The organism is Variovorax sp. MHTC-1 (assembly GCF_003984645.1).
Taxonomy (GTDB): domain Bacteria; phylum Pseudomonadota; class Gammaproteobacteria; order Burkholderiales; family Burkholderiaceae_C; genus Variovorax.
Genome location: NZ_RWKI01000004.1, coordinates 209608 through 234450, shown reverse-complemented (window position 1 = coordinate 234450; position 24843 = coordinate 209608). Strand labels below are relative to the sequence as shown.

Sequence of the window (24843 nt, the reverse complement as noted above, 5' to 3'; positions counted from 1 at the left end):
GGGCTCATCGCCCGGCCGGCGCCCGGATCTGGCCGCTCATGCCGGGCAGCACCTGCCCGCTGGTGCTGGCCAGCTCGGTCTCGATCTCCACCGTCTGGCTCACCGCATCGACGCGACCCGCGACGCGCGTCACCTTGAGCGAGCAGGCGCCGGCGGTCTCGTCCACCGTGCCTTCGAGGCGGTCGCCGACCTTGAGCCAGGCCAGCCATTGCGAAGGCACGTTCATGCGCGCCTTGAGGGGGCCGTTGCCGACGAGCTCGACCACCGGGGCACCGGGATTCACGCCCTGCCCGACCTTCACGTGCACGCGCGCCACCTTGCCGGCAAAGGGCGCCAGGAAAGCGCACTGGCCCAGCTGCGCATCGAAGATGCGGATCTGGCTCTGCGCCTTGTTGACGTTGGCCGCGGCGAGCTCGACCTCGACCTCGGCCGCCGACTGCAGGCCCTGCAGCTTCATCTTGGCCTCGTACTGCACGCGGGCCGACTCGGCCTCGGCGCGCGCGGCGTCGCGGCGCGCCTGGACCTCGGCGCAATCGAAAGCGGCCAGCAACTGGCCGGCGCGCACCGTGTCGCCGAGGTTCGCATGCACCTTGGCGAAGCGTCCGGCGACGGATGCCGAGAGGATGCTTTCCTGCGCGGCCACCACGAGAAAGCGCACCGGTGCAGCGGCGCTGGCCGCGCTCTGCACGGGAGCGCGGGCCGGCACCGGTTCGGCATTGGCCTGCTGCAGGCCGACACCGAGGCTGCAGATGGAAGCGGCGAGCAGGCCGAGCGCTCTTGCGGGCTGCTTCATGGCTTCTGCGCGACCGACGCGCTGTCGCTTGCCAGGCGCCGCAGGTCGGAGATCACCGACAGCGTCGCCGCCTCGGCAAACGCGGCGAGCGCGCGCTCGGTCGGCGCGTTCGGCAGGAAGCTCACGTAGCTCTGCGACAGCAGCTGCCGGCCGCCGGGTTCGGACAGCGTGACGCGCCATTGCGCACGCGCGGTGGCGCGCGATTCCATGCGTTCGAATGCGAGCGTCAGCAGCAGCGCGTCGCCGCCCTGCGCGGTCTGCAGATCGTTGCGCACCACGATGCGCTCCACGGCGCCGCGCACCGCAGCTTCGCTGACGCCCACGGGAAGGTTCTGCACGCGCACAGCGATCGGACGGCTGGCTGTCTGCACTGCAGCCGTGCGGACGAACACCACCTTCTCGCCTTCGAGCAGGCTCTTGCCGATGGCCTTGGCCAGCGTAGGGATGTCGGTGCCGGTCACGGCATCGGGCAGCAGGTCGATGCCCACCGAGTTGAGCACGCGAGCGTAGGAAGCCTGGGTCGCGGCGTAGGCCGTGGCGAGCTGGAAGCGCGAAACGAGCGCGCGCGAATCGGTGCGCAAGGACTCCAGTTCGCTTTCCAGCCGGTTGCTGCTGCCGGCGCGCGAAACGCTGGCCATGCGCTGGTCGACGCGGCTCGACTCGGCCGCGAGTTCCTGATCCACCACCGCCAGCTTGTAGCGCTCGACCGCCACGCGCACCTGCGTGATCACGGCCATCGAGAGCGCGAGGCGCCGGGCCTCGTCGTTGCGCAGGCGCGCTTCGTTGGTGCGCTTGATGGCGGGGATGGCCGCCAGGCGGAACAGGTCCATCGACACGCTCACGCCGACGTCGGTCCAGCTGTTGTTGTAGAGAAGGTCGTTGGAGTTGTAGCGCGGACCGGCGTACAGATTGAGGCTCGGGAACAGCGCCGCGATCTGCTTTCTGGTCTCGCTGAGGCTGATGCGCGCCTTGTAGTCCTCCTCGCGCAGTTCGGGCCGGTTCTCTAGTGCCGTGCGTTCGAGCTTGTCGATGTCCAGCGTCGAGGGCACCAGCTTGTCCGCAGGGCTGTCGACCAGCGTGAACTCGGTGCCCGGGGGCAGGCTCATGAGCGCGGCGAGTTCGCGCTTCGCGAACTGCATCTCCTGGCGCTTGAGGTTGACCAGCGTCATCGCATCGAGCAGTGCGCGCTGGTACGCCAGGCCCAGCGTCGGCGGCAGCACGCCGGCGCGCTCGGCCTCGCGCGACTTGCCCAGCGCGTCCTCGATGCGGATGGCGAGCTGGTCGGCCTCGGCCAGCAGGCGCTGCGCACCGAGCGCGCGCCAGTAGGCGTTGCGCACCTCCTGCACGATGTTCTGCAGGATCTTGCGGCGGCGCTCCTCGGCGATGTTCACCTCCTCGGCGCTCTGCTTGGCGCGGTAGTAGGCGAGGCCGAAGTCGAGCGCGTTCCACGACAGCGTGGCGCGGCCGTAGTAGTGCGTGCGTTCTTCCGAGGTCGAAGGACGCAGGCTCACGATGCGGTCCTCGATGCCGATGCTGGTGCCGCCGGAATCGTTGCTGCGGTCGTTGTAGCCGGCGTCGGCCACCAGCTTGGGCAGCATGTCGGCCGCCGAGACATCGAGCAGGCCGCGCGCGAGCGCGCTCTCCATCAGCTTGAGCCGGTAGTCGAGGTTGTACTTGAGCGCACGCGCCAGCGCGTCGGAGTAGCTGATGGCTGCGGCGACCGGCACGTGGTCCTTGTACATCTGCGCCTGGTCGTTCTGGACGCGCTGTGCGACTTCCTCCGGAGTGACCTGGACGGGAGTGACGCTGCAGCCTGCCAGCAGCACGGCGATGGCCGCGGCCGCCCAGGTGGGCGCGGCGGGGAGTTTGGATTTCTTCACGTTGAGTCTCTCGCGCATGTTGATATCGGGTTCTGAAAGATGGGTCCGGCGGCACCCACGTGCGATGGCCGGCTTGGTATCACGACTGGGCGGCAGGCACCTTGACGCGCACCGCCTCGCGCTGCTGGACGCGCACGAGGTCGCGCACCGTGCCGCGTTCGCCTGCGCTTGCAGCCAGCCGGCTCGAGAAGGAGCGCGCGGCTTGCGCCGGCTCCGCGGGACGCGCGGCGCCGGCGGGCTCGGCCGGCAGGCGGATCGCTTCCGCCTGCGGCGCGCGTTCGTCGAGCGGCGCGGCCGAGGTCTTCGCGCCGGGCACCACGATGCGCTCGTCGCCGGGCTGCTGCTGCGCAGGCTGTTCCCAGGGCGCGTCGAAGCCGGAGAAGTTGCCGAACAGCGCGTTGTCGCCGGTCGGCAGTCCGGCATCCAGTCCGCGCAGCGCCAGCGTCCGCTGCATCTCCTGCAGAGCGCGCAGCGAGGACGACACGCCGTCTCGGCTCACGTGCTGGATATTGCTCATGTCTTGGCCGATGCCGTACACGCGGCTCTCGTCGAGCGAGCTGTACGCACCGCCCGACACGCGCGAGGCGATCGACGCCAGCGCTTCCTGGCTGATGCGTTGCGATTCCCGGACCGAGAGCTCCACGAAGAGCGCCGGCTCCATGGCTTGCGCGATGTAGCGCTGCTGGGACGGGTGCTCGATGGGCAAGACCTGGTCGCCCGTGAGCGGCCGGAACTGCGATGCGCCGCGGATCGTCACGACCAGCTGGGCGGTGCTCGTGCTGCCGTCGGCATCGGTGATGGTGTAGCTGAACACCTCGGTCAAGGTCTGGCCGTCGCCGAGCGAGGCCACGCGCGTGTTGTTGACGTCCACCGCGTAGCTGTAGCTGCCGTCCGCGTTCAGCTGCAGCGCGCCATACGCGCCGGCCAGCGGCGCGCCGCCGATGACGCCGGGCCGTCCTTCGAAGGAGAAGGCGGTCACGGGCTCGGCCACGAGATCGGCGCCGATGCGGTCGCCGACGTCTCCCGGCCCGCGGCCGCTGGGGCCGAACAGGTTGCCGGCCACCGAGGTGGCGCCGGGGCTCGCACTGTCGGCGGATGCGGCGTCGTCGCGCGCGGTCGGCACGTCGTCGATCACCAGCACGCGCAAGGTGCCTGTCGTGCTGTCGCCGTCGCGGTCGCGCACGGTGACGGCAATGTCGTCGGTGACCTCGCCGCCTTCATGCGGCTGGCGCTCGGCCAGGGTATAGCTGTAGCTGACTTCGCCGGTCGCCGGGTCGAAGCCGGTCAGCGTGATCGCACCCTTGTCGGTGACGATGGTGATCGGGGTCGTGCCGAGGTTCGCCAGCTGCGCCGGCGTCAGCGTGGTGCCGCCGACCTCGATGCTGCCGAGCCCGTCGGGCGTGCGGATCACGAAGCGGCCGGTGGTGGTCTCGCTCGGATCGTTGCCGTCGCCGAGCCCAGGCTCGCCGACGGTGGCCTGGCCGGTGCCGTCGGGACCGTTGCCGTCGATGAGCTCGAGCGTCACGCCGTCGTTGGCGCCGCCGATGGTGATGGTGATGGTGGCCGTCGAAGTGTCGCCGTCGGCGTCGGTGATGGTGTAGCTCACCGTGTCGGTCAGCGTCTCGCCGGGCACCAGGCGCTGGACGGCGGGGTTGGCGTTGTCCAGCGTGTAGGTGTAGCTGCCGTCGGCATTGACAACGATGCTGCCGTAGGTGGTGGCAAGCGGGGTCCCCAGGCTGCCGGCCGTGCTGCCGAAGCTGATGCCGGTGACCGGCACGCCGTTGGCGTCGTCCGCGCCGTTCCTGTCGTTGGCCTTGACGGCGCCGCTGACGGTATTCGGCGCCGCGTCCTCGGTGATGCTGGCCGAGTCGTCCGCCGCCAGCGGCACGTCGTCGACGATGCGCACCTGCAGCGTGCCGGTGCTCGAGCCGCCGCCCGCATCGTTGACCTGCAGCGCGATCGGGTCGAAGCTCTCGGTCGCGCCGGGCTGGTCGATCGGGTTCTTGAGCGTGTAGGTGTAGCTCAGCTGGCCGGCCGTGGGCACGCCGCCGACCGAGCTGGTCGCGGTGAAGCCGGTGAGCACCAGCGTGCCCTCGCCGGTGTCGATGGTGACCGGCGTGGTGCCGAGCGCCTGCAGCTCGGCCACCGTCAGCGTGGTGCCGCCGACCGTGACCGAAGTCAATCCGTCGGCCGCCTCGATCGCGATGGTGCCGCCGCTGGTTTCGCGCGGATCGGTGCCGCCCGCGCCATCGGTCAGGCCGCTCTCGCGCACCTCCGTTTCGCCGGCCGCGGCGCCGTTGCCATCGACCGGCACGATCGACGGGCCGCCCGCATCGTCGGTCCTGCCGTTGATCGTGATCGTGAGCGTGGCCGTGGAGAGGTCGCCGTCGGCATCGACGATGGTGTAGCTCACCGTCTCGGTCAGCGTCTGGCCGTCCGTGAGCGCATTGACGGTGGCGTTGTTGTTGTCGAGCGTGTAGGTGTACGTGCCGTCGGCGTTGACGACGATGCTGCCGTAGGTCGTGGCCAGCGGGCTGCCCACCGTGCCCGCCGTGGCGCCGAAGCTCACGGCCGAGACCGGCACGCCGTTGCCGGCATCGGCGCCGTTGCTGTCGTTGATCTTCAGGTCGCCGCTCGCGGTGTTCGGCGCCGCATCTTCGGTGATGCTGTTGGCGTCGTTGACCGCCAGCGGCACGTCGTCGACGATCAGCACGGTGAGCGTGCCGTTCGCGACGTCGCCGTCGCGGTCGGTCACGGTCAAGGCGAACGGGTCGGTGACTTCGCCGCCGCTGTGGTCCTGCCGCTGCGTTAGCGTGTAGCTGTAGCTGACCTGGCCGGCGGTCGTGAGGCCGCCCACCGTGCCGGTCGGCGTCGGCGTGAATCCGGTGATGCGGAGCACGCCGTCCGCGGTGGTGATGGTCAGCGGCGTGCCGGGGGTGGCTGCCTGCAATTGCGCCAGCGTCAGCGGGGTGCCGTTGATCGAGATGGCGGAGAGCCCATCTGCCGCGCTGATGGTGAAGGTGCTGCCGGCCGTCTCGCCGGTGTCGTCGGCGCTCGTGAGGCCGGCCTCGTCCACGCTGAGCTGGCCGGTGGCGGCGCCGTTCTGGTCGTTCACCACGATGCCGGGCAGGTCGTCGGCCGGGCCGTCGTTGGCGGCGCCGGTGATGGTGATGGTGAGCTGGGCGATGTCGGTGCCGCCTGCGCCATCGGAGATGGTGTAGGTGTAGACCTCGGTCAGGGTCTCGCCGGCCGTCAGCGCCTGCACGCGCGGATCGCTGTTGTCCAGCGTGTAGGTGTAGCTGCCATTGATATTGAGCACGACGCTGCCGTAGCTGCCGGCCAGCGGGCTGCCCACGCTGCCCGCAGTGCCGGTGCCGGCCTCGGTGCCGGTGCGCACGCCGGTCACGGTCAGCACGGTGTTGTCCGGATCGGTGTCGCCCTGCGGCGCCAGGCGGCCGGTGATCACGTTGCTGCCGACCGAGACCGCGTCCTCGCCGACGCTGTGCGTGTCGTCGTTCGCCGTCGGCGCATCGTTCGTGGCCGTGATCGTGAGCGTGCCGGTCAGCACGTTGCTGTCGAGCGCAGGCCCGCCCGCATTGCCGCCGGCCTGCACGTTGTTGCCGTCGTTGATGACGATGCTGTAGACGCGGTCGGTGTCGGCGCCGTAGTTGGTCGGGTTGTCGCTGGTGCTGCGGTAGGCGAGCGCGTTCAGCACCGCCTGCACTTCGGCCACCGTGGTGTCGGCGTCGAACTGCACGACCAGAAGGACGCCATTGCCGCCGGAGACGACGGCGCCGGCGGGCAGCGCGGCCGGGTCGACGAACAGCAGGTCGCCAGGCTGGTAGCCATCGAAGCCGACGGTGATGCTGCCGGCGCCGAAGGTGCCGGTTGCCAGGCCCGGGGTGGTCGAGAGGTCGAGGTCGGTCACGGCGGCGCCGGTGAGCAGTGCCACCGGCGGGATGCTGGTGCCGCTGCCGGTCTGGCCGTTCTCGACGGCGGTCGCGCCTGTCGTTCCGACGAGAACCGGCGCATCGTTGCGCGGCGCCACGGTGGTGGACAGCGTGCGGGTGACGGACCACTGGCTGGCCTGGTCACCGACGGTGGCGCTGATGTCGCCCGAGCCGGTTGCCACCGGCGCATCGGACACGCGCACGGTGAGTGCGCCTGGCGCGCCGTTGTAGTCGGCAGCCGGCACGAAGCGCAGCTGGGCATCGGGTGCGAGCAGGAGCGCGCTGCCGTCGGAAGCACCGGTCGGCACGTTCACCCAGCTGGTACCGCTGTCGGTCGAGTACTGCCAGGTGCCCTGCGCCGCCGTGGCAGCGTTGCCGACGATTGCGATGCCGCCGAAGGCGGTGGCGGCGTTGCCGCCGCCGGCGATGGCGCTCTGGTTGTCGGTGGCGTCGCCGTAGCCGGCGCCGCCGAACAGGCCGGCGACGGTCGCGGCAGGCGCCGGCTGGCCCTGCTGGTCCTCGATGCCTGTGGCGAGCACGGCATCGGTCGCGGTCGGCCGGTCGTTGACGTTGGCGACGCTGGTCGACAGCACCACCGTGCCCGCGCTGTAGACGGTCGTGCCGCCGTTGCCGGCGCCGGAGACGTTCACGGTCGAGCCGGAGGCCGGGTCGGGCGTGGCGCTGTCGCCGTTGGCATCGGTCTCGACCAGGCGCACCGTCAATGCGTTCGGCGTGCCGTGGAAGTTGGCAGCCGGCACGAAGCGCAGCTGTGCGCTCGATGCGAGCACCAGCGCATTCGCGTCGCTGCGCGCGCCGACCGCAGTCCAGGTCGAGCCGTCGAGCGAGTACTGCCACTCGCCCTGCGCCGCGTTGAGCGCGAGGCCGGTGATTGCCACGCCGAAGAAGCTGTCGGATGCGCTGCCGCCCGTGCCGTCGTGGCTGCTGTTGTCGATCAGGTCGGTCGCATCGGCGAAATGGCTGCCGAACAGCGCGCCGACGGTGCTGCCGGCCGCCGCATTGCCGACGTCCTCGTTCACTGCCGCGAGCGTCTCGGTGTTGCCGTTGACCACGGCCGGCGCATCGTTGACCGGATTGACGGTGAAGCTGAAGCTGCGCGTGGTGAGGAGGTCGGCGGCGACACCGTCCTGGTAGGCGAAGGTGCCGGTGGTGCTGTTGTCGCCCGGGGCCAAACTGCCGGGGCGCCCGCCGGTGTTGCCCTCGTCGTCGACTTGGACGGTGACGGTGAAGGCGCCGTTCCAGTCCGTCCGCGCGGCATCGCCCGGCGCATCCGGGAGTTGCACGGCGATGGTGTTGATGCGGCTGTTGATCTCGGCCAGCGTGCCGGTGATGGTGACCGACCGGCCGTCGCCCGCAATCACCGCGCTGCCGCCGGTGCCCGCGCCGATGCCGGTGATGGTGAAGCCGTCCGGCACCGAGACCGTCGTGGTCAGGATGCTGGTCTCCAGCGCATCCTGGTCGGTCACGGTGATGCCCGTGATCGTGACGCTGCTGCCGCCCTCATTGGCGTTCAGGTTGCCGGCCGCGATGTGCGCCGGGTCGTTGATGGACGAGGGAAACAGCGTGCGGTAGGTCGACGAGACATTGCTCGCCAGGCCGCCCGGCGTGGCCGCGTAGGGATCGATCGGCGTCGCGGGCGGCATCACGGTGCCGTCGTTGTCCGCGTCGTTGTTCAGGCCGCCGTTGGCGCCGGTCACCGTGCCGCCGCCGTCGCGCAGGCGGTCGTCGACGATGACCTCGACGCGGTAGACCTGGTCGCCGTTGGCCAGGTCGCCGGTCAGAGCGACCTCGAGCCCGTCCAGGTAGGCCTGGATCTGGGCCCGGGTGCCGCTGATGACCAGCGCGCTGCCGGTACCGTCGTTGGTGGTGTCGATCGTCACGCCGGAGCTGCCGGCGGTGCTCGAGGTGATGGTGACGCTGCTGGCGCCGTTGTAGGAACCGGCGGGCAGCGCGTTGCCCGCGGCATCGGTGATGCGGACCGTGACCTGCAGGAAGTCGGTCTCGCCGTCGGTCACGTCCGAATCCGAGCCGTTGTCCATGTCGCCAGTGACGTCGACGTCGCCGACCACGAAGCCGGGCACTGCCGTCGGCGTCGCGCCGCCGGTCAGCACGACCGGTGTACTTGGCGTGGCGCCGCCATTGAGCGAAACGGTGGGCGCGTCGTTCACCGGCGCGATCGTCAGCGCCACGGTGACATCGGCCGGGTTGTTGGCGACGCTGCCGGTGCCGGTGTCATCGCCGATGCGCGAGCCCGCGTCCTGGAAGGAGACGGTGAGCGTGACGTCGCCGTCGGCGGCACCGTTGGTGTCGTGGTTGACATTGGCCGCGCTGCGGTAGGTCAGGCCGGTGATGGCGCCGCTGTTCAGCAGCGCCTGGATGTCGCTCGCACGGCCGGTGAGGGTCAGCGCGCCGGTGCCGTCGCCGGCAATGGCGACCGCCTGGCCACCGCCGGGCGTGAAGCTGGTCTGCACGCCGGCGCCGCCGATGCCCAGCGTGCCGCTCGGCACGGAAAGGCTCACGGTGACCGGCGTATCGAAGGCGGCGGACTCGGGATCGCTGACGACGAAGCCGCCGCCGATGTAGCTCGCCTGGTCTTCGACCACGTTGGCCGAGGCCGGGGCGCCCAGCGTCGCGGGGTCGTTCTCGCTCGAGGCGTAGATGCGCACCGAAGCGGCAGCTACGTTGCCGGTGATGGCGCCGGCGGTCGGCACCGCGGCGCTGTACCAGTCGTACTCGGTCGCCGGGATGGCGATGCCGGCGCTGCCCGCCGGATCGGATTCGTTCACCGGGCCGCCGTTGGCGCCCGGCTGCACGCCGCCGGTGCCCGCATCGGCGTCCACCAGCGCGCCGCCCGCATCGCGCAGCCGGTCGTCGGCGATGACCTGCACCTGGTAGACCGCGTCGCGGTCGTCGCCGAAGGTCACGGTCAGCCCGGCCAATGCCGCATTGACCTGGGCGCGCGTGCCGCGCAGGGTCAGGAAGTCTTCGGCGCCGTTCTTGTCGCCGTCGATCGTCGCGCCTCCGAGCGAAGTCGTGCCGATCGTCACGCCGGTATAGGCGCCGGCGCCGAACGCGTTGCCGCCGGCATCGAGCAGGCGCACCGTGACTTGCACGAAGTCGGTCTCGCCGGCCTGGGGCGTGTCCATGTCGGTATCGGCCACGCTGAAGCCCGGCACCGGATTGTTGGCGCCGCTGGCGCTGTCGACCGGGATCGGGCCGGCCGGCGCCGCCACCACCGGCGCATCGTTGGCCGGCGTGACGTAGATCCAGAACTGGTTGCCCGGCTGCTCCTTGTCGCCGTCGCCGAGGCTGAAGGTGAAGGAGTCGCTCGGCGGATTCGGATAGGTGGCGCCGTCCGACTCGTCGCCGCCATGCAGGTAGTAGATGCGGCCTGCGAGCACATCGGCCTCGCTGAAGGCGGAGCCGACGCCCAGCCTGAGGAAGGTGACGCCATCGGTCGAATAGGCGATGCTGCCGTGCGCCGGGGCGCCCGTGATGGTGTACTGCACCTGCGTGGTGGTGCTGTCAGGGTCGAAGGCCGAGAGCATGGCCGTCGAGATCTGCGCATAGCCACCCTCGGCCACCGTCAACGGGTCGTTGACCGAGGTCTCCGGATCGGCCTGCGTCGGATCGGGTGCGATCTGCGGCGCATCGTTGAGGTTGGTGATCTGGATACCGACCGTCGCGGTGTTCGAGGTGGCGCTCCAGCGGTCCACCGCGCGCACGTCGAAGCTGGTGTTGCGCACCTCGGAGCCATCGCTCACGAAGCGCAGGCCGGTGGTGCCGGCGGTGCCGGTGATCAGCGCGGCATCGATGACCTGGTTCGCGGTGACGTCGAGCCAGGTCGCGCCGCCGTCGGTCGAATACTGCAGCGTGCCGCCCGGCGGCAGCGTCAGCACTTCGAACCGCAGGGCGTCCGTGCCGCTGGCCGCGTTGTTGTAGGCGAAGTTGTCGCCGCTGCCGGGCAGCGTGGCCGAGCCTTCCAGGTAGCCTTCGCTGACCGCATCGTCCGGGTCGCTGATCTGCAGCTGGCCGGTGGTGATGTAGGCGATCTCGCCTTCGGGGATCACCGTGTTGGAAGTGCCGACCGTCACCGGCGCATCGTTGACCGGGGTGGCGTAGAAGCTGAAGCTGGTGACCCAGGCATCCGCTGTCAGCCCGCCCGCGCCGTCGTCGACCAGCACGCCGGCCGATGCCGACAGCCGCACGCTCGATTCGAAGTCCTCGCTGGCGCCGTCGTGCACGAAGCGGATGCTGTTCGCATTCAGATCGGCCTGCGTGAAGGTATCGAAGGCGTTCAGGTTCACCCACGCGCTGCCGTCGAAGCGCTGCAGCACGCCGTTCCATCCTCCGCCGCTCGCGCCGTCGAAGCCGAGAATGGTGTAGACCACCTGCTCGGGCGGGACGCCGTCCGCCGTGTAGCTCAGCCCCGGCGTGGCGTTGAAATCGCTGCCGGTGCCGGCCAGCACGATGGTCCCGCCTTCCGTCAGGTTGCCGCGCGAGGCGCCCGTGGCGTCGGTGCCGGCATAGCTGGAGTCGGCGTGCGCGGTGGCATTGCTCAGCGGCGGGAAGGCGCCGCCGTTGCCGTCCGGCGTTTCCACGAGGTTGATCGTGAAGCTGAAGGTCTGCAGGCTGTCGTCGCCGTAGTCGCCCGGTGTTCCGTTGTCGTCGTAGTGGCCGCCGTCACGCTGGATGCGCGTGCCGTCCGCGTTCCAGCGCACGCTGGTGGTGTTGTCGCGGATCTGGAACTGGAAGCTGTCGGTCTGGTTCGGCCCGGCGCCCTGCTGCTGCACGTACTGCACGCGGCCGGCCTTGACGTCCGCCACGGTGAAGGTGGCGCCGTTCGGCATGACCTCGCCATTGAGCAGCAGGCGGCCCTGGTCGAGCAAGGCCTGCGAGACCACGGCGATGCTCAGGCGGTCGTCGCTGGAGTCGACATCGAGGGCATTCAGCATCGCCATGGTCAGAGTGACCGTGTACGGGCCGCTCCCGTCGCCGGGGGCGGTGACGTTGGCCTGCAGGCTGCTCGCGGGGTCGAGGGCCGGGTCGTCGTCGGTCGGCCGGATGTTCAGTGCGATGGTCGTGCTGGCGGTCTGCGCTGCGCCGCCGCCGGCACCGCCGCCGCCATCGCTGATCTCGACGCCGAAGCCGTCGGCAAAGGGATAGCCGGTCGCGGGGTTGCCGTCGCTGTCGCGGTTGCCGGCGTTGCCGTAGGTCAGGCCGCTGCGGGCGCTGTAGGCGAAGACGAAGCCGGCGTCGATGTCGGCCTGCGTCACGGCACGGTTGCTGACCGCCTGCGACACGCCGCCGATCGTGACCGTGCCGGTGTAGAACAGCGTGCCGTCCGTCGGCAGGCTGGTCAGACGGACCGTCAGCGCCGCATCGGTATCGTCGCCGCCGCCCTGCGCGACGATGAGGTCGCCGACCACTGAGGCGGGATTGCCGCCCTCGAGCGCGTTCGCCGGCTGGCCTTCGAGGATGTTGCCCGAACCGCTGACGGTCGGCGCCTGGTTGAGCGGCGTGACGTTCAGTGTGATCGTGGCCGAGTCGGAGCGGTTCGACGGCGTCGCGCCGTCGTTGATCTGCACGGCAAAGCCGTCCTGCGTGTTCTGGTCGGCGCCGGTGGCCGTGTGGACGTACACCACGAGGCCGTCGATCACGTTCTGCTGGGTGAATACGCCACCCACGCCCAGGCGCGTGCCGTTGACCGTCAGGTAGCCGTACGCCGGAGCGGCCGTGAGCGCGTACACCACCTGGCTTGGCTCCTGGGTGCCGAGTGCGACCTCGGGATCGATCGCGTTCAGCGTTCCGACCGTGAGCACGGTGCTGCCGATCTCGTTGACCGACTGCGTCGCATCGGCGACGGCGACCGGATCGTTCGACGGCGTGACCGTGACGTCGAGCGCGCGCGTCGCCGTCAGCGCCGGCGTCTCCGAATCGGTGACCGTCACGACGATCCTCGTGCTGGCGGCCGTGGTGCCGAGCTCGACATCGGCGGAGCTGAACACCAGCTGGTTGACCCAGGCGTTGGCGTCCGCCACGCTGCCGGAGAAGCTGTAGCCGCCCGCAATGGCGGTGACGCCGCTGGTGCTGGCCGAGGACAGCGTGCCCGCAGTCGGATCCTCCACGACGACCGTGACGGTTACGTTGCCCGAGCCGTCGTCGGTGATGGTCCAGCCGCTCAGAGTCGCACGGTCGGCGCCGGGCGCATTGAGGCTGCTCGGCTCGGCGACCGTCAGGCGGGTCGCGGTGGTCGTCACCGTCGGCGCGGCCATCACGCCATCGAAGTCGGCGGTTGCGAAGCTGCGCGCTTCGATGTGGCCGGTCGCGGATTCGAGCATCCAGTCTGCACCGCGTGCGGCCGAGCCGGTGGCGTCGGTGGACGAAGCCACGTCGGCGCCGGTCAGGCTGCCGAGCGCCTGGGAGAACAGCGCGCCATCGGCCGCCACGTCGCAACCGTAGAGCAGGATGTCGGCATCGGCGCTGAGGCTCGCGCCGATGGTTCGCCAGGCGTCGGCGGAGCGATCGAGGCCGGCCAGGTTCACCTGTTCGTTGCCGAGCGTGATCTCGCCCGTGCTGCCGTGGCTCAGGATGTGCAGCGCAGTGATCCCGCTGCGGCCCTGCAGCGCATCGGCGAGCTGCTGGACACCTGAAGAGCCTGAATCCAGCACGATCAGTTCCGCACCGGGCGGCACGGCAGCGGCGAGCTGCTGCCAGTTCTCAATGTTCTGATCGACCACGTAGATCTCGTGCGGCGCAGTGGATGTCGCCGGGGACTCTGACGTCGGCTCCGCCACGCTTTCGTGCGGCGTCGGCGCAGGAGCCGGGTGCGCGGGCTCGGCATGGTGCTGGGCCTCGGCCGGCGCTGCGCCCGCAGCGGGCGCCTCGGCGGAATGCGTAGCTGCTTCGACGAAGGCGGCACCATCGAACAGCTGCCGGCTCTCCAATGCAAATCGATGGGGGCGAGGGCGAAGAAACTTGGGCTTGGGCATAGGAGGCGTTCGACTAGCGGCGGGACACTGCTGAGGCCGCACGCAAAGCTGTTACTAAAGAGAGCGGGCTGATTCTGCGGGCGGTAGCAACGTTGTATTCGATCGTTACCAATATTTCGACATGTATGTATGGCTGACGCGACACCAATTTCCCTTCGGTTCGTGACGCATTCCGCGTCCTCGTGCCGCTGGCGAAGGATGTCGCGGTGCTTGAGGCAGGCGTCGAGACGTGGCTGCGTCCAGACAGCACCGCGCTGCGTGCGCGGCGACAAGCGGCAGGTGCAGGACGGCCCCTTCGCCGACACCAAGGAGCAGCTCGGCGGCTACTTCGTCATGGTGCCGGACCTCGACACCGCGCTCGAATGGGCCGCGCGCGCCCTGCGTGCAGGACGAGGCCGCGCAGAGCCTGCTTCTGCTGGTCGATGAGTTCGCGGCCGACACCGCAGGGGCGAGGCCGCGCCGGACGAGCGGCTGCGCCTCTCCTTCGTCTGCGCTCACCCGGCCATCGATGCCGCGGCGCGCGCGGCCGGCCTCAGCACCAGCCCGGCGGTGCGCGCCTACCTCGCCGCGCAAGCCGGACGGCTTTGACCGAGCGCGCAGAATCGCGAGCTCCATGCGAGCGCTTCTTCGTACCTTTTCCTGGCAGGAACTGCGCCACCATCCCTGGCGCAACGCGGCCGCCGTGCTGGCGGTGATGCTGGGCGTGGCACTGGCCTTCTCGGTGCAGCTCATCAACGCCTCGGCGCTCGACGAGTTCGCGAGCGCCGTGCGCTCGGTCAACGGCCAGCCCGACCTGGAGCTGCGTGCGGCACAAGGCGGCTTCGACGAGGCCGTGTTCGCGCGCGTGGCGCAGCATCCGCAGGTGACGCTGGCCAGCCCTGTGCTCGAATCGCAGGCGACGGCGATCGTTGGCAGCGAACGCCGCATCGCGTTGCGCGTGATCGGCGTCGATGCGCTGGTGCTGCCCACGATCGCGCCTGCGCTGATGCCGCAGCCGGCGACGGATGCCGACCGCTTCGCGCTGTTCGCGCCGGATACGCTGTTCCTCAATGCCGCCGCGCGCGCGGCGCTCGGCGAAACGGCGACCACGGTGCAGCTGCGCATCGGCACGCAGCAGCACGCACTGCGCGTGGCCGGCCAGGTGGCGGCCGGCGGCAGCGCGCTAGCGGTGATGGACATCGGCGCCGCGCAGGATCTCTTCGGCCGCGCCGGCCAGCTCACCCGCATCGACCTGCGGCTCGCGCCCGGCATCGACCGCGCGGCCTTCATTCATTCGCTGCAGGCGTCGCCGGGCTGGCCCGCCGGCATCCGGATCGCCGAGCCGGGCGATGCGGCCGAACGCGTGAGCAATCTCTCGCGCGCCTACCGCGTGAACCTCACGGTGCTCGCGCTGGTGGCCTTGTTCACCGGCGCCTTCCTGGTGTTCTCGGTGCTGGCGCTCAGCGTCGCCAAGCGCGCGCAGCAGTTCGCCTTGCTGGGCGTGCTGGGCCTCACGCCGCGCGAGCGGCTGCGGCTGGTGCTGGCCGAATCGCTGGTGCTGGGCCTCATCGGCAGCGTCGCCGGCATCGCGCTCGGCACCGCGCTTGCCGCCTTCGCGCTGCGCGTGCTGGGCGGCGACCTTGGCGGCGGCTATTTCGAAGGCGTGGCGCCGACGCTGCGCTGGAGCTCGGGCTCCGCGCTGCTCTACGGCGGCCTCGGCCTGCTCGCCGCGGCGGTCGGCGGCTGGTGGCCCGCGCGCGCGGCCCAGGCGCTGCCGGAGGCGCAGACGCTCAAGGGCCTGGGCGCCGCGCCTGCGCAAAGCGGCGCGCACAAGCTGGCGCTGCTGCTGATCGCGGCCGGTGCGGGGCTGGCGACGGCGCCGGCGGTCTTCGGCATCCCGATCGCGGCCTACCTCTCGGTGGGCTTCCTTCTGGTCGGCGGCATCGCCGCCCTGCCCTGGCTGATCGCGCTGCTCTACGACCGGCTTGCGCCGCTGTTCGAACGCCGCGTGCTGCCGATGCTCGCGATCGAGCGCGCGCGGCGCATGCGCGGCACGGCCGCGGTGGCGGTCAGCGGCGTGGTCGCGAGCCTGAGCCTGGCGGTGGCGCTCACCGTCATGGTGGCGAGCTTTCGAGAGTCGGTCACGCGCTGGCTCGACGTGGTGCTGCCGGCCGATCTCTATGTGCGCAGCGCCACGGCCGGCAGCTCGAGCCAGAGCGAGCAGGCGGCCTTCACGCCGGCCTTCGTGCAGGCGCTCGCGCGCTTGCCCGGCGTGGCGCGCACCGGCACGCTGCGCACGCGCGCGCTGCTGCTCGATCCCACGCGGCCGGCGGTCACGCTGATCTCGCGCAACATGGAGGATGAAGCATCGCGCTCGTTGCCCTTGCTCGGTGCAGAACTGCCGGTGCCCACGGGGCGGATCGGCATCTATGTCAGCGAGGCGATGGTCGAGCTCTACGGCGCGAAGCCGGGCACGGATTTCGAAGCGCTCACCAAGGCCTTCGGCGGCGGCCGGCGCTTCTTCGTCGCCGGCGTTTGGCGCGACTACGTGCGGCAGTTCGGCGCCATCACCATGGACGCGCGCGACTTCGAGCGCCTGACCGGCGACCGCAGCGTGAGTGACATCTCGCTGTGGCTTGCGCCGGGTGCATCGGAAGCGCAGGTGCAGCAGGCGGTGCGCGCGGCCGCCGCCGCCGAGCCGATCGAGATCGCCTCCGTCGGCCAGCTGCGCGCAACCTCGCTGCGCATCTTCGACCGCAGCTTCGCCGTCACCTACTGGCTGCAGGCGGTGGCGATCGGCATCGGCCTGTTCGGCATCGCCGCCAGCTTCAGCGCGCAGGTGCTGGCGCGGCGCAAGGAATTCGGGCTGCTCGCGCACCTGGGCTTCACGCGCGCCCAGGTGCTCGCGGTGGTGGCCGGCGAAGGCGCGGCCTGGACCGCCATCGGCGCTCTGGCCGGCCTAGGGCTCGGGCTCGCGGTCGCGGTGGTGCTGGTGCACGTGGTCAACCCGCAGAGCTTCCACTGGACCATGGACCTGCTGGTGCCGTGGGCACGCCTGGCCGCGCTGTGCGCCGCGGTGGTGGCGGCCGGCACCTTCACCGCCTGGCTGGCGGGCCGCGCGGCGGCCGCGCGCGATGCGGTGCTGGCCGTCAAGGAAGACTGGTGACGGCCGCCTTCTTGGCAATCAGCATCTCGTAGAAGGCCGGCTCCAACTCCGACCGCTTCTTGACGACAAGCCTGAAGCCCATGAGGAGCGAACAGAGGAAGAACCAGAGCTTGGAGGTACGTCCTCCCCCTTGCGTCGAAGGAACCCTGTCGACGAAGTAGAACTCCGTGTAGCCGTTCTCCTTGAGCAGCTCGATCGCCTCCGACTTGCCGTCCTTGAACGCACTGAAGTGCTGTTCGAATACGACGATGGGCGAGCACTTGCGCAGGATTGCTTCCATTCCCTTGATGGCTTGCGCTTCGTGCCCCTCGACATCGATCTTGACCAGGCGGATGTCCTTTAGCTCCTGGAAATAGTCGTCCAGCTTCCAGCACCTCACCTGGATGGTGCTGCCGCTCAGCGGGGCGTCGACGATGCGGGAGTACCCGACGTTCACGGTCTCCAGGCGGAATGCGGCCAGCCCGTTCCTGTCCGACGCCGCGATCTGGTGGCACTGGATATTGGAGGCCAGCGAAGCATTCATCAGGAGCACGCCGAAGGTCCGAGGAGAAGGCTCCACGGCATGGACGATGTCGAAGTGCCGGGCGAGAAAGACGCTGTGGTTGCCGATGTTCGCTCCCACGTCGAGCATCGCGCCCCCGACGACATGATGGTCCTCCAGCCACTGCGCCAGCGCCTCGAGTTCCTCGTGCTCCCAGTAGCCGTAGAGGTTGATGCCCTGGCCGATCAGGTCGGAGGAAAAGACGACGAACTGCGGAAACCTTTCGGCTGCCCGCTGCGTGAACAGCGGGAAGAAAAGCTTGGTGAAGACCGCGCTCTTCAGGAGCCGTTCCGCTGCGTATGTTCGTCCGAAATTGATCAATGGGGATGCCGGTGGCTTGCCCAGCGCTCGGGTGAATCAACCGGCCCACGAGAACGGCGCGAAGTGTCCGTTGCGCGTGCCGGTCGCGTCGTCCCAGTCGATGCCGAAAGCGTGAAAGCTGCTGCGCGTCGCCTTGGCGAGCGACAGCCGGCTGTTCACCGGGTGGGCCGTGTTGTCCACGCCGATGGCCTGGTCGGGCGCCACCGCACTCGCCATGCCGACGCACGCCTGGTCGACCAGCTCGCCGGCGCGCACCGTGCGCTTCAGCCCGTCGACGTCGAAGTGGATCGGCCGCCGCTCGACGCCTGCGACACGGCCGACGAGCGGCCCGAGCGCCGCCATCGGGCCGCCGGCCGAACCTGTCGCAATGGCGGCGATCGCCTCGGCCTGCGGGTCCGAGGCACGGTCGTCGACGATCAGCCCGACCGTGATGTTGCCGTCGCCCATCGCGCCCGGCGAATGCATCAGCACGATGAAGGACAGGCCGTCGAGCTTCACGCCGTCCTTCTCGCCCTTGTCGATACGCATCGCGACCGCGGCCTTGCAATCACCCTCGGTCGGCCGTGCCGTGAGGTTGGAGGTGATGCAGGGACAGAGAAAGGCGCAGTTGCATGTCTCCATGTACTCGCCGTCTACATGCCAGTTGGTCATCAGGATTCTCCCCGAGAGAAGGCGCCGCCAAAAGAATGCTATGCCGATCGCCGGGTGCCTGCAAGCTGCGGGTTGACAGGCCGCCGCGAGGCGCGGATCGTTCGGGACAGGTGTTGGATCGAATAGCGGTTGCGCACAGGAAGGGCTGTCGATGGAACAGGAGAGGCGCGATTCGACGGACAGGCCGCAGGGCCCGGCCGCTCTCATTGCGCGGCAGCCGAGGTGGGCGATCGGGATCCTCGCGCTCGCCTTGATAGCCTGGGCATTCCTGGCCTGGATCGCGATCGACATGGGCCATCCCTTTGCGCAACTGACGATGCCCGCCTCGTCGCGCTGGACCGCGTCCAACGTGCTCGCCATCTGGTCCATGTGGGCGGTCATGATGGCCGCGATGATGCTGCCCTCGGCCATGCCGATGGTCCTGACTTTCGTCAACATGAGCGCGCCCAGCGGGGACATGGCGCGGGCGCGCGGCTTCGTCGCCGCGTACCTGACAGTGTGGTTCGTCTTCAGCGCAGGTGCCACGGCCGCGCAGTGGGCGCTCCAGTTCCCGGGCTGGATCGACCCGATGATCCTCAGCACGTCGCCGCTGCTGACCGGCGCGCTGCTGCTGATCGCCGGCATCTACCAGTTCTCGCCCGTGAAGCGCATGTGTCTTTCGCGCTGTCGAACGCCGATGGGCTTCCTGCTCGGAGAATGGCGCCCCGGCGCGTACGGTGCATTCGTCATGGGGGCGCGGCACGGGCTGTTCTGCGTGGGCTGTTGCTGGGCGTTGATGGCCTTGCTGTTCGTCGGCGGGGTCATGAACCTCGCCTGGGTCGCCGCGCTGTCGATCGCCGTCGCGCTCGAGAAACTGCTGCCTCGCGGGGACCGTCTGGCTGCAGCGCTCGGCATGGTGCTGATCGCCCTGGGTGGCATCAAGCTGATTGCAGCCGCGGGCTAGGTCCGCTGAATCATTGAAATGGGCGGTGAGGGACGCCCGAGACGGGATGCGATGCAAGGCGCAAAGCGCAGCGATACCCGTAGGTATCGCGAGCATTTGCAACGCCGCAGCGCGCCCGCATCGGGTGGACAGCGCCGACCGATTTCAGTGATTCAGCGGACTAGGCGCGGGACGCGAGCGTCCAGACGGCATCGGCGATGGCTGCGAAACGTAGTGTGTGGATTTCTCGCGCCGATACAAAGGCATACGCGATGTGCACTTGCAAGGCCGAACGCGCCCAAGAATCCGTTCGTTCCGAAGCCAGTCTCATCGCTCACCGAAAGGAAATCACCATGAACATCCGATCCATTGCAATTCCCCTTGCCGTGGCCGCCGCAGCGTCGGTGGCCGCCCTCACCTTCGCCGCGCCTCCGCTCGGCGGCGACACCGCCGCCGGCGCGACCCGCTCGGCACCGGAGTTCCAGAAGATCGACACCTGGCTCAACTCCCAGCCGCTGAAGATGGAAGAGCTGCGCGGCAAGGTGGTTCTCATCGACTTCTGGACCTACACCTGCATCAACTGCCTGAACCACCTGCCCTACGTCAAGGAATGGCACGAGAAGTACAAGGACCAGGGCCTGGTCGTGGTGGGCGTGCACACGCCGGAGTTCGCGTTCGAGAAATCCACCAAGAACGTCAAGGACGCTATCAAGAAGCTGCAGATCAAGCACGCCGTGGCTCAGGACAACAGCTACGCGACTTGGAAGGCTTTCAACAACCAGTATTGGCCTGCCGTCTACCTGATCGACAAGCAGGGAAAGGTCGTCTACTCGCATTTCGGCGAGGGACGCTACGGCGAGACCGAGAAGAAGATCCAGGCGCTTCTTGCGCAGCAGTCGCCTGCGGGCTCATGACGTGAAAAAGATCTGGTTCGCCCTGCTCTTCCTGGCGGGCGGCATCTCGCACGAGATCCGCAATCCGACGAGCTGCCATTGCATCACGGCCCGTCAGCGCGCGGGGCCCGAAAAGCGCGCCCGCGGCTAGGCGCTGTCGGCTCAGTCGACCGCTTCCACCGCCGATGCGAACACGTAGCCTTCGCTGCGCACGGTCTTGATGTACCTCGGCTCGCGCGCATCGTCGCGCAGCCGCTGGCGCAGCCGGCTCACGAGCAGGTCGATCGAGCGCTCGAAGAGCTCAGCTTCCCGGCCCTGGGTCAGGCTCAACAGCTGGTCGCGGCTCAGCACTTTCTGCGGATGATCGAGAAAGATGCGCAGCAGCCGGTACTCGGCGCCGCTCAGCGCGACCATCGTCCCGCTCGCGTCGAGCAGGTGCCGCGCGGTGGTGTCCACATGCCAATCGCCGAAGGCGAGCTTCTGCGCCGACTCCGTCGAACGCATGTTCGGAGGCAGCATGCGGGTGCGGCGCATCACGGCGCGTATGCGCGCCAGCAGCTCCCGAGCGGAGAAGGGCTTGGCCAGGTAATCGTCGGCGCCCATCTCGAGGCCGAGGATCCGGTCGGCCTCCTCGCTGCGCGCCGTCAGCATCAGGATGGGCGTGGACTTGTACTTGCCCGTGCGCAGGTCGCGGCACAGCGTCAGCCCGTCCTCGCCCGGCAACATCAAGTCGAGAATGATCAGGTCGAAGGGACCCGATTCCTCCAGCGCGGCGCGCATGTGCCGGCCGGTCGGCACCGCGACCACGCGCAGGCCGTTCTTGACCAGGTAGGTGGTGAGCAGTTCGCGGATCTCGCGGTCGTCGTCGACGATGAGGATGTGGTCGGAGGTCTTGGGAGTCATGGCAGTGGGGGCTTCGAGCAGGTGTTGCAAGCGCAATGTAGTCCGCTCCTGCGCCGGAATCGACTCCTTTGTATGCCCAAGTATCCGGCGCTGCAGGCCACGACATTGTGTTTCGCGGCGCCCGCGATGCCGGCGACGACAGTGAAATTTACTGTTGTGAAAGACGGCCCGGATACACAGGCATACGAAGCTCGCTTTCTTCCGGCGGCTTCGCTCCAACAATCCTTGCGTCAGTTCTTCAACCAACCAAGGAATCCACCATGACACGCATCGACAAGGTCGTCTACACCGGCAAGACCCACACCACGGGCGGCCGCAGCGGCGAATCCCGCAGCTCCGACGGCAACCTGGACATCAAGCTCTCGTCTCCCGGCAGCAACGGCAGCGGCACCAATCCCGAGCAGCTGTTCGCCGCCGGCTGGTCCGCCTGCTTCATCGGCGCTATCGGAAAAGCTGCAGCCGGCATGAAGGTCAAGCTGCCGGCCGACCTCGCCGTCGACGCCGAAGTCGACCTGGGCACCGCGGAAGGCGGCTACTTCCTGCAGGCCCGCCTCAACGTCAGCCTGCCGGGCATCGATCCCGAAGTCGCCCGCGCGCTGGTCGACGCCGCGCACCAGACCTGCCCGTACTCCAAGGCCACGCGGGGCAACATCGGCGTCGAGATCAACCTGGTCTGAGCGGGCAGGTCTATAACCCGTCCATGCCCACCATGCACCGCCTCGTCCCCCGCTCGCTGTTCTCCCGCATGACGCTGATCATCGTGGTGGGCCTCGCGATCGCGCAGCTGCTGACCTTCGCGGCGATCCGCTACGAGCGCGGCATGGCGCTGCGCGATCTGATGATGAGCGGCATCGAACGCGACATCGCGAGTTCGATTGCCCTGCTGGACCGCCTGCCCGCCGCCGAGCGCGCGAGCTGGCTCGGCCGGCTGGAGCGGCGCAACTACCGCTTCGTGCTGGGCGGCAGCGTCACGGGCCCGGAGCCCACGGCGCCGGCGGCGCAGGAGTTCGCCACTGCCATCGTCAATGCGCTGCATCCGTTCCAGGTCGTGAAGGTGGCGCAGGTCGCCGAACCGACCGACGGCCTTCGGATCGAGGTGAAGCTGGCGGACGGCAGCCCGGTGATCGTCGACGCCAGGCGGGTGGGCATGCCGGTGTCGAACTGGGTCGTGTGGCTGCTCCTGATCCAGCTCGGGGTGCTGGCCCTTTGCGCCTGGCTCGCGGTGCGGCTGGTCACGCGGCCGCTGGCGCGGCTCGCCGCGGCAGCCGACGAGCTCGGGCCCGACCTGAAGGCGCGCAACCTCGAGGAAGAAGGCCCCACCGAGGTGGCGCATGCGGCACGCGCCTTCAACGCGATGCAGCGGCGCATCTCCGGCTACATGGCCGAACGCGTGGAGATCCTGGCTGCCATCTCGCACGACCTGCAGACGCCGATCACCCGCATGCGGCTGCGCACCGAGATGATGGACAACGAGCGCGACCAGCTGAAGTTCCGGCAGGACCTCGACGCCATGAATGCGCTGGTGCGGGAAGGCGTCACCTATGCGCGCACGTTGCACGGCGCCACCGAGCCGCCCCTGCGCGTCGATGCCGACGCGCTGCTCGAGAGCATGGTCGGCGACTACGAGGACTCCGGCCAGCAGGTGCTGCTCGAGGGACGCATCGACGCGCCGATCGTGACGCGCCCTAATGCCCTGCGCCGCATCCTCGTCAACCTGGTCGACAACGCGCTGAAGTTCGGCAGCGAGGTGCGCGTGCGGGTGCAGGCCGATGCGGACCGGCTGGTCATCGCGGTGCTCGACAACGGGCCGGGCATCCCGCCCGACGAGCTCGAAGCCGTGCTCAAGCCCTTCTACCGGGTCGAAAGCTCGCGCAACCGAAGCACCGGCGGTACCGGCCTCGGACTCGCCATCGCGCACCAGCTCGCGATGGCGATGGGCGCGGAGCTCAGTTTGCAGAACCGCAGCGAAGGCGGGCTCGAGGCCCGCGTGACCCTGTTCAAACCCGGCGCAGCCTGAGCGCTGCGCCCATCGAGAAACACCATGCTCCTCCTAATCGTGGCCTACCTCGGCGGCGTGCTCACCATCCTGAGCCCGTGCATCCTGCCGGTGCTGCCCTTCGTGTTCGCGCGCGCCGATCGGCCGTTCCGCACGCACGGCCTGCCCCTTCTCTTCGGCATGGCGCTGGCCTTTGCCTTCATTGCTACGCTGGCCGCGGTGGGCGGCGGCTGGGTGGTCGAGCTCAACCAGTACGGGCGCTACGCCGCGATCGCGCTGCTGGCGGTTTTCGGCGTCACGCTGCTGTTCCCGAGCGTGGCCGACCGCCTGAGCAGGCCGCTGGTCGCGCTCGGCATCCGGCTGTCGGACTCGCAGGCGGAAGGGACCGGCGCACGGCCTTCCCTTCTGTCGCCGCTGCTGCTGGGCGTGGGCACGGGCCTGCTCTGGGCGCCCTGCGCCGGTCCGATCCTCGGCTTGATCCTCACCGGCGCAGCGCTCAACGGCGCCAGCGTCGGCACCTCGCTGCTGCTCCTGGCCTATGCCGCCGGGGCATGCACTTCGCTGGCGGCTGCGTTGCTTTTCGGCGGGCGCGTGTTCGCGGCCTTGAAGGGATCGCTCCACACCGGCGAATGGATCCGGCGCGCTGCCGGCGCAGCGGTGCTGGTGGGTGTGGGCGCCATCGCACTGGGCTTGGACACCGGCCTGCTCGCGCGCCTCTCGGTCGGCACCACCTCGGCACTGGAGCAGGCGCTGGTCGAGAAGATCGGGCTGCGGAAGCCGCAGCCCGCCGATACCAGCCTGCTTGCCGAGGAGACCGGCCTGATCCCGACGGCAGCCGCCCGCGAACCGGCACCCGCGCGAGCGCTCGGCATCGAGGGCGTCTTTCCTTCGCTGGCCGGCGCGACCGAGTGGATCAACTCCGCCCCGCTGACGCCCGAAGGCCTGCGCGGCAAGGTGGTGCTGGTCGACTTCTGGACCTACTCGTGCATCAACTGCCTGCGCACCCTGCCCTACCTGCGCGCGTGGGCGGAGAAGTACAAGGATGCGGGCCTGGTGGTCCTCGGCGTGCACGCGCCCGAGTTCGCCTTCGAGAAGCGCCCTGCGAACGTTCGCCGCGCGACCAAGGATCTCGGCATCGACTTCCCGGTCGCCATCGACAACGACTTCGCCATCTGGCGCGGCTTCGACAACCAGGCCTGGCCAGCGTTTTATTTCATCGATGCCGAGGGGCGCATCCGCCATCACCAGTTCGGAGAGAACCGGTACGAGAAACTGGAACGAGTCATCCAACAGCTGCTGGCCGAGGCTGGGCGAAGCGATGTTCCGTCCGGGCTGGTCGCGCCGCATGGCGAAGGCGTCCAGGCCGCGCCGGGCTCGACGCCCGCGTTGTCGGGAGAAACCTATCTGGGCTACGAACGCACGCACAGCTTCGCTTCGCCGGGCGGCATCGCGAATGATCGCGCGAACGCCTACCAGGCTGCCGCTTCGCTGCGAACCAACCAATGGGCGCTCGCCGGCGACTGGACCGTGGAGCGCGAGCGCGCGGTCGCGAACCGCGCCAACGGCCGCATCGCCTACCGTTTCCATGCGCGCGATCTGCACCTGGTGCTCGGCCCCTCGGCCGACGGCAGGCCCGTGCGCTTCAAGGTGCTGGTGGACGGCAAGCCGCCGCTTGCGGACCACGGGTCCGACATCGACGCCCAGGGCAACGGAACGATCGACGCGCAGCGGCTCTACCAACTGGTTCGCCAGTCGGCATCCGCGAAGGAGCGCCTGTTCGAGATCGAATTCCTCGATGCCGGCGCGCAGGCCTATGCATTCACCTTCGGTTGAGCGCA

The 24843-nt window shown here is 69.3% G+C and carries 14 protein-coding genes; 8 read left to right on the top strand and 6 right to left on the bottom strand.

Annotated elements, in window-relative coordinates:
- Positions 1 to 4 precede the first annotated feature (4 nt).
- The 3 genes from EJI01_RS09135 to EJI01_RS09125 all read right to left on the bottom strand — a co-directional run bounded on the left by EJI01_RS09135 (position 5) and on the right by EJI01_RS09125 (position 13588).
- Positions 5 to 793, bottom strand: a complete 789-nt coding sequence (locus EJI01_RS09135) for an efflux RND transporter periplasmic adaptor subunit (RefSeq protein WP_185878873.1) — start codon at positions 791 to 793, stop codon at positions 5 to 7.
- Positions 790 to 2691: a TolC family protein gene (locus EJI01_RS09130; RefSeq protein ID WP_126836792.1), complete on the bottom strand. Its 1902-nt coding sequence runs from the start codon at positions 2689 to 2691 to the stop codon at positions 790 to 792. Before EJI01_RS09130 ends, EJI01_RS09135 begins: the two co-directional genes overlap by 4 nt.
- A 61-nt stretch (positions 2692 to 2752) precedes the next feature.
- On the bottom strand, positions 2753 to 13588 hold the full coding sequence (locus tag EJI01_RS09125; protein ID WP_185878872.1) for a cadherin-like domain-containing protein: 10836 nt from the start codon (positions 13586 to 13588) through the stop codon (positions 2753 to 2755).
- Between the two features lie 255 nt (positions 13589 to 13843).
- On the opposite strand from EJI01_RS09125, the gene EJI01_RS09120 reads away from it, so the two are divergent.
- On the top strand, positions 13844 to 14059 hold the full coding sequence (locus EJI01_RS09120; RefSeq protein WP_409513940.1) for a YciI family protein: 216 nt from the start codon (positions 13844 to 13846) through the stop codon (positions 14057 to 14059).
- 187 nt (positions 14060 to 14246) lie between these two features.
- Complete coding sequence (locus EJI01_RS09110; protein WP_126836789.1) at positions 14247 to 16778, top strand: ABC transporter permease; 2532 nt, start codon at positions 14247 to 14249, stop codon at positions 16776 to 16778.
- On the opposite strand, the gene EJI01_RS09105 is transcribed toward EJI01_RS09110, so the two are convergent.
- Positions 16762 to 17640, bottom strand: a complete 879-nt coding sequence (locus tag EJI01_RS09105) for an FkbM family methyltransferase (RefSeq protein ID WP_126836788.1) — start codon at positions 17638 to 17640, stop codon at positions 16762 to 16764. The two genes, EJI01_RS09110 and EJI01_RS09105, sit on opposite strands and share 17 nt — an antisense overlap.
- A 36-nt stretch (positions 17641 to 17676) precedes the next feature.
- The gene (locus tag EJI01_RS09100) at positions 17677 to 18291 is read right to left on the bottom strand and encodes a DUF1326 domain-containing protein (protein WP_126836787.1); all 615 of its coding nucleotides are present in this window, start codon (positions 18289 to 18291) and stop codon (positions 17677 to 17679) included.
- 151 nt (positions 18292 to 18442) lie between these two features.
- Here EJI01_RS09100 and EJI01_RS09095 point away from each other — a divergent pair, with 151 nt between their 5' ends.
- The 3 genes from EJI01_RS09095 (at position 18443) to EJI01_RS29260 (ending at position 20257) form a co-directional block, all read left to right on the top strand.
- Positions 18443 to 19234: a DUF2182 domain-containing protein gene (locus tag EJI01_RS09095; RefSeq protein WP_126836786.1), complete on the top strand. Its 792-nt coding sequence runs from the start codon at positions 18443 to 18445 to the stop codon at positions 19232 to 19234.
- Positions 19235 to 19566: 332 nt separating this feature from the next.
- On the top strand, positions 19567 to 20127 hold the full coding sequence (locus tag EJI01_RS09090) for a thioredoxin family protein (protein ID WP_126836785.1): 561 nt from the start codon (positions 19567 to 19569) through the stop codon (positions 20125 to 20127).
- A 1-nt stretch (position 20128) separates the two neighbouring features.
- Positions 20129 to 20257 (top strand): hypothetical protein, encoded by a 129-nt coding sequence (locus EJI01_RS29260; protein WP_260602379.1) that lies wholly within the window; start codon positions 20129 to 20131, stop codon positions 20255 to 20257.
- Positions 20258 to 20268: 11 nt separating this feature from the next.
- On the opposite strand, the gene EJI01_RS09085 is transcribed toward EJI01_RS29260, so the two are convergent.
- A complete protein-coding gene (locus tag EJI01_RS09085; protein ID WP_126836784.1) occupies positions 20269 to 21009 on the bottom strand; it encodes a response regulator in 741 nt (246 codons plus the stop codon).
- Positions 21010 to 21269: 260 nt separating this feature from the next.
- Between EJI01_RS09085 and EJI01_RS09075 the strand changes: the two genes are divergently transcribed.
- From EJI01_RS09075 to EJI01_RS09065, 3 genes are read left to right on the top strand one after another with little or no spacing between them, the layout of a single operon-like run.
- Positions 21270 to 21686, top strand: a complete 417-nt coding sequence (locus tag EJI01_RS09075) for an organic hydroperoxide resistance protein (protein ID WP_126836782.1) — start codon at positions 21270 to 21272, stop codon at positions 21684 to 21686.
- 23 nt (positions 21687 to 21709) lie between these two features.
- A complete protein-coding gene (locus EJI01_RS09070; protein WP_126836781.1) occupies positions 21710 to 23026 on the top strand; it encodes an ATP-binding protein in 1317 nt (438 codons plus the stop codon).
- A gap of 24 nt (positions 23027 to 23050) precedes the next feature.
- On the top strand, positions 23051 to 24838 hold the full coding sequence (locus EJI01_RS09065) for a cytochrome c biogenesis protein DipZ (protein ID WP_126836780.1): 1788 nt from the start codon (positions 23051 to 23053) through the stop codon (positions 24836 to 24838).
- Positions 24839 to 24843 lie beyond the last annotated feature (5 nt).

Bases quoted from the DNA above. Each gene is read 5' to 3' on its own strand.
- EJI01_RS09135 (WP_185878873.1), bottom strand. From the start codon at position 793: ATGAAGCAGCCCGCAAGAGCGCTCGGCCTGCTCGCCGCTTCCATCTGC.
- EJI01_RS09130 (WP_126836792.1), bottom strand. From the start codon at position 2,691: ATGCGCGAGAGACTCAACGTGAAGAAATCCAAACTCCCCGCCGCGCCC.
- EJI01_RS09110 (WP_126836789.1), top strand. From the start codon at position 14,247: ATGCGAGCGCTTCTTCGTACCTTTTCCTGGCAGGAACTGCGCCACCAT.
- EJI01_RS09100 (WP_126836787.1), bottom strand. From the start codon at position 18,291: ATGACCAACTGGCATGTAGACGGCGAGTACATGGAGACATGCAACTGC.
- EJI01_RS09095 (WP_126836786.1), top strand. From the start codon at position 18,443: ATGGAACAGGAGAGGCGCGATTCGACGGACAGGCCGCAGGGCCCGGCC.
- EJI01_RS09090 (WP_126836785.1), top strand. From the start codon at position 19,567: ATGAACATCCGATCCATTGCAATTCCCCTTGCCGTGGCCGCCGCAGCG.
- EJI01_RS09085 (WP_126836784.1), bottom strand. From the start codon at position 21,009: ATGACTCCCAAGACCTCCGACCACATCCTCATCGTCGACGACGACCGC.
- EJI01_RS09075 (WP_126836782.1), top strand. From the start codon at position 21,270: ATGACACGCATCGACAAGGTCGTCTACACCGGCAAGACCCACACCACG.
- EJI01_RS09070 (WP_126836781.1), top strand. From the start codon at position 21,710: ATGCCCACCATGCACCGCCTCGTCCCCCGCTCGCTGTTCTCCCGCATG.
- EJI01_RS09065 (WP_126836780.1), top strand. From the start codon at position 23,051: ATGCTCCTCCTAATCGTGGCCTACCTCGGCGGCGTGCTCACCATCCTG.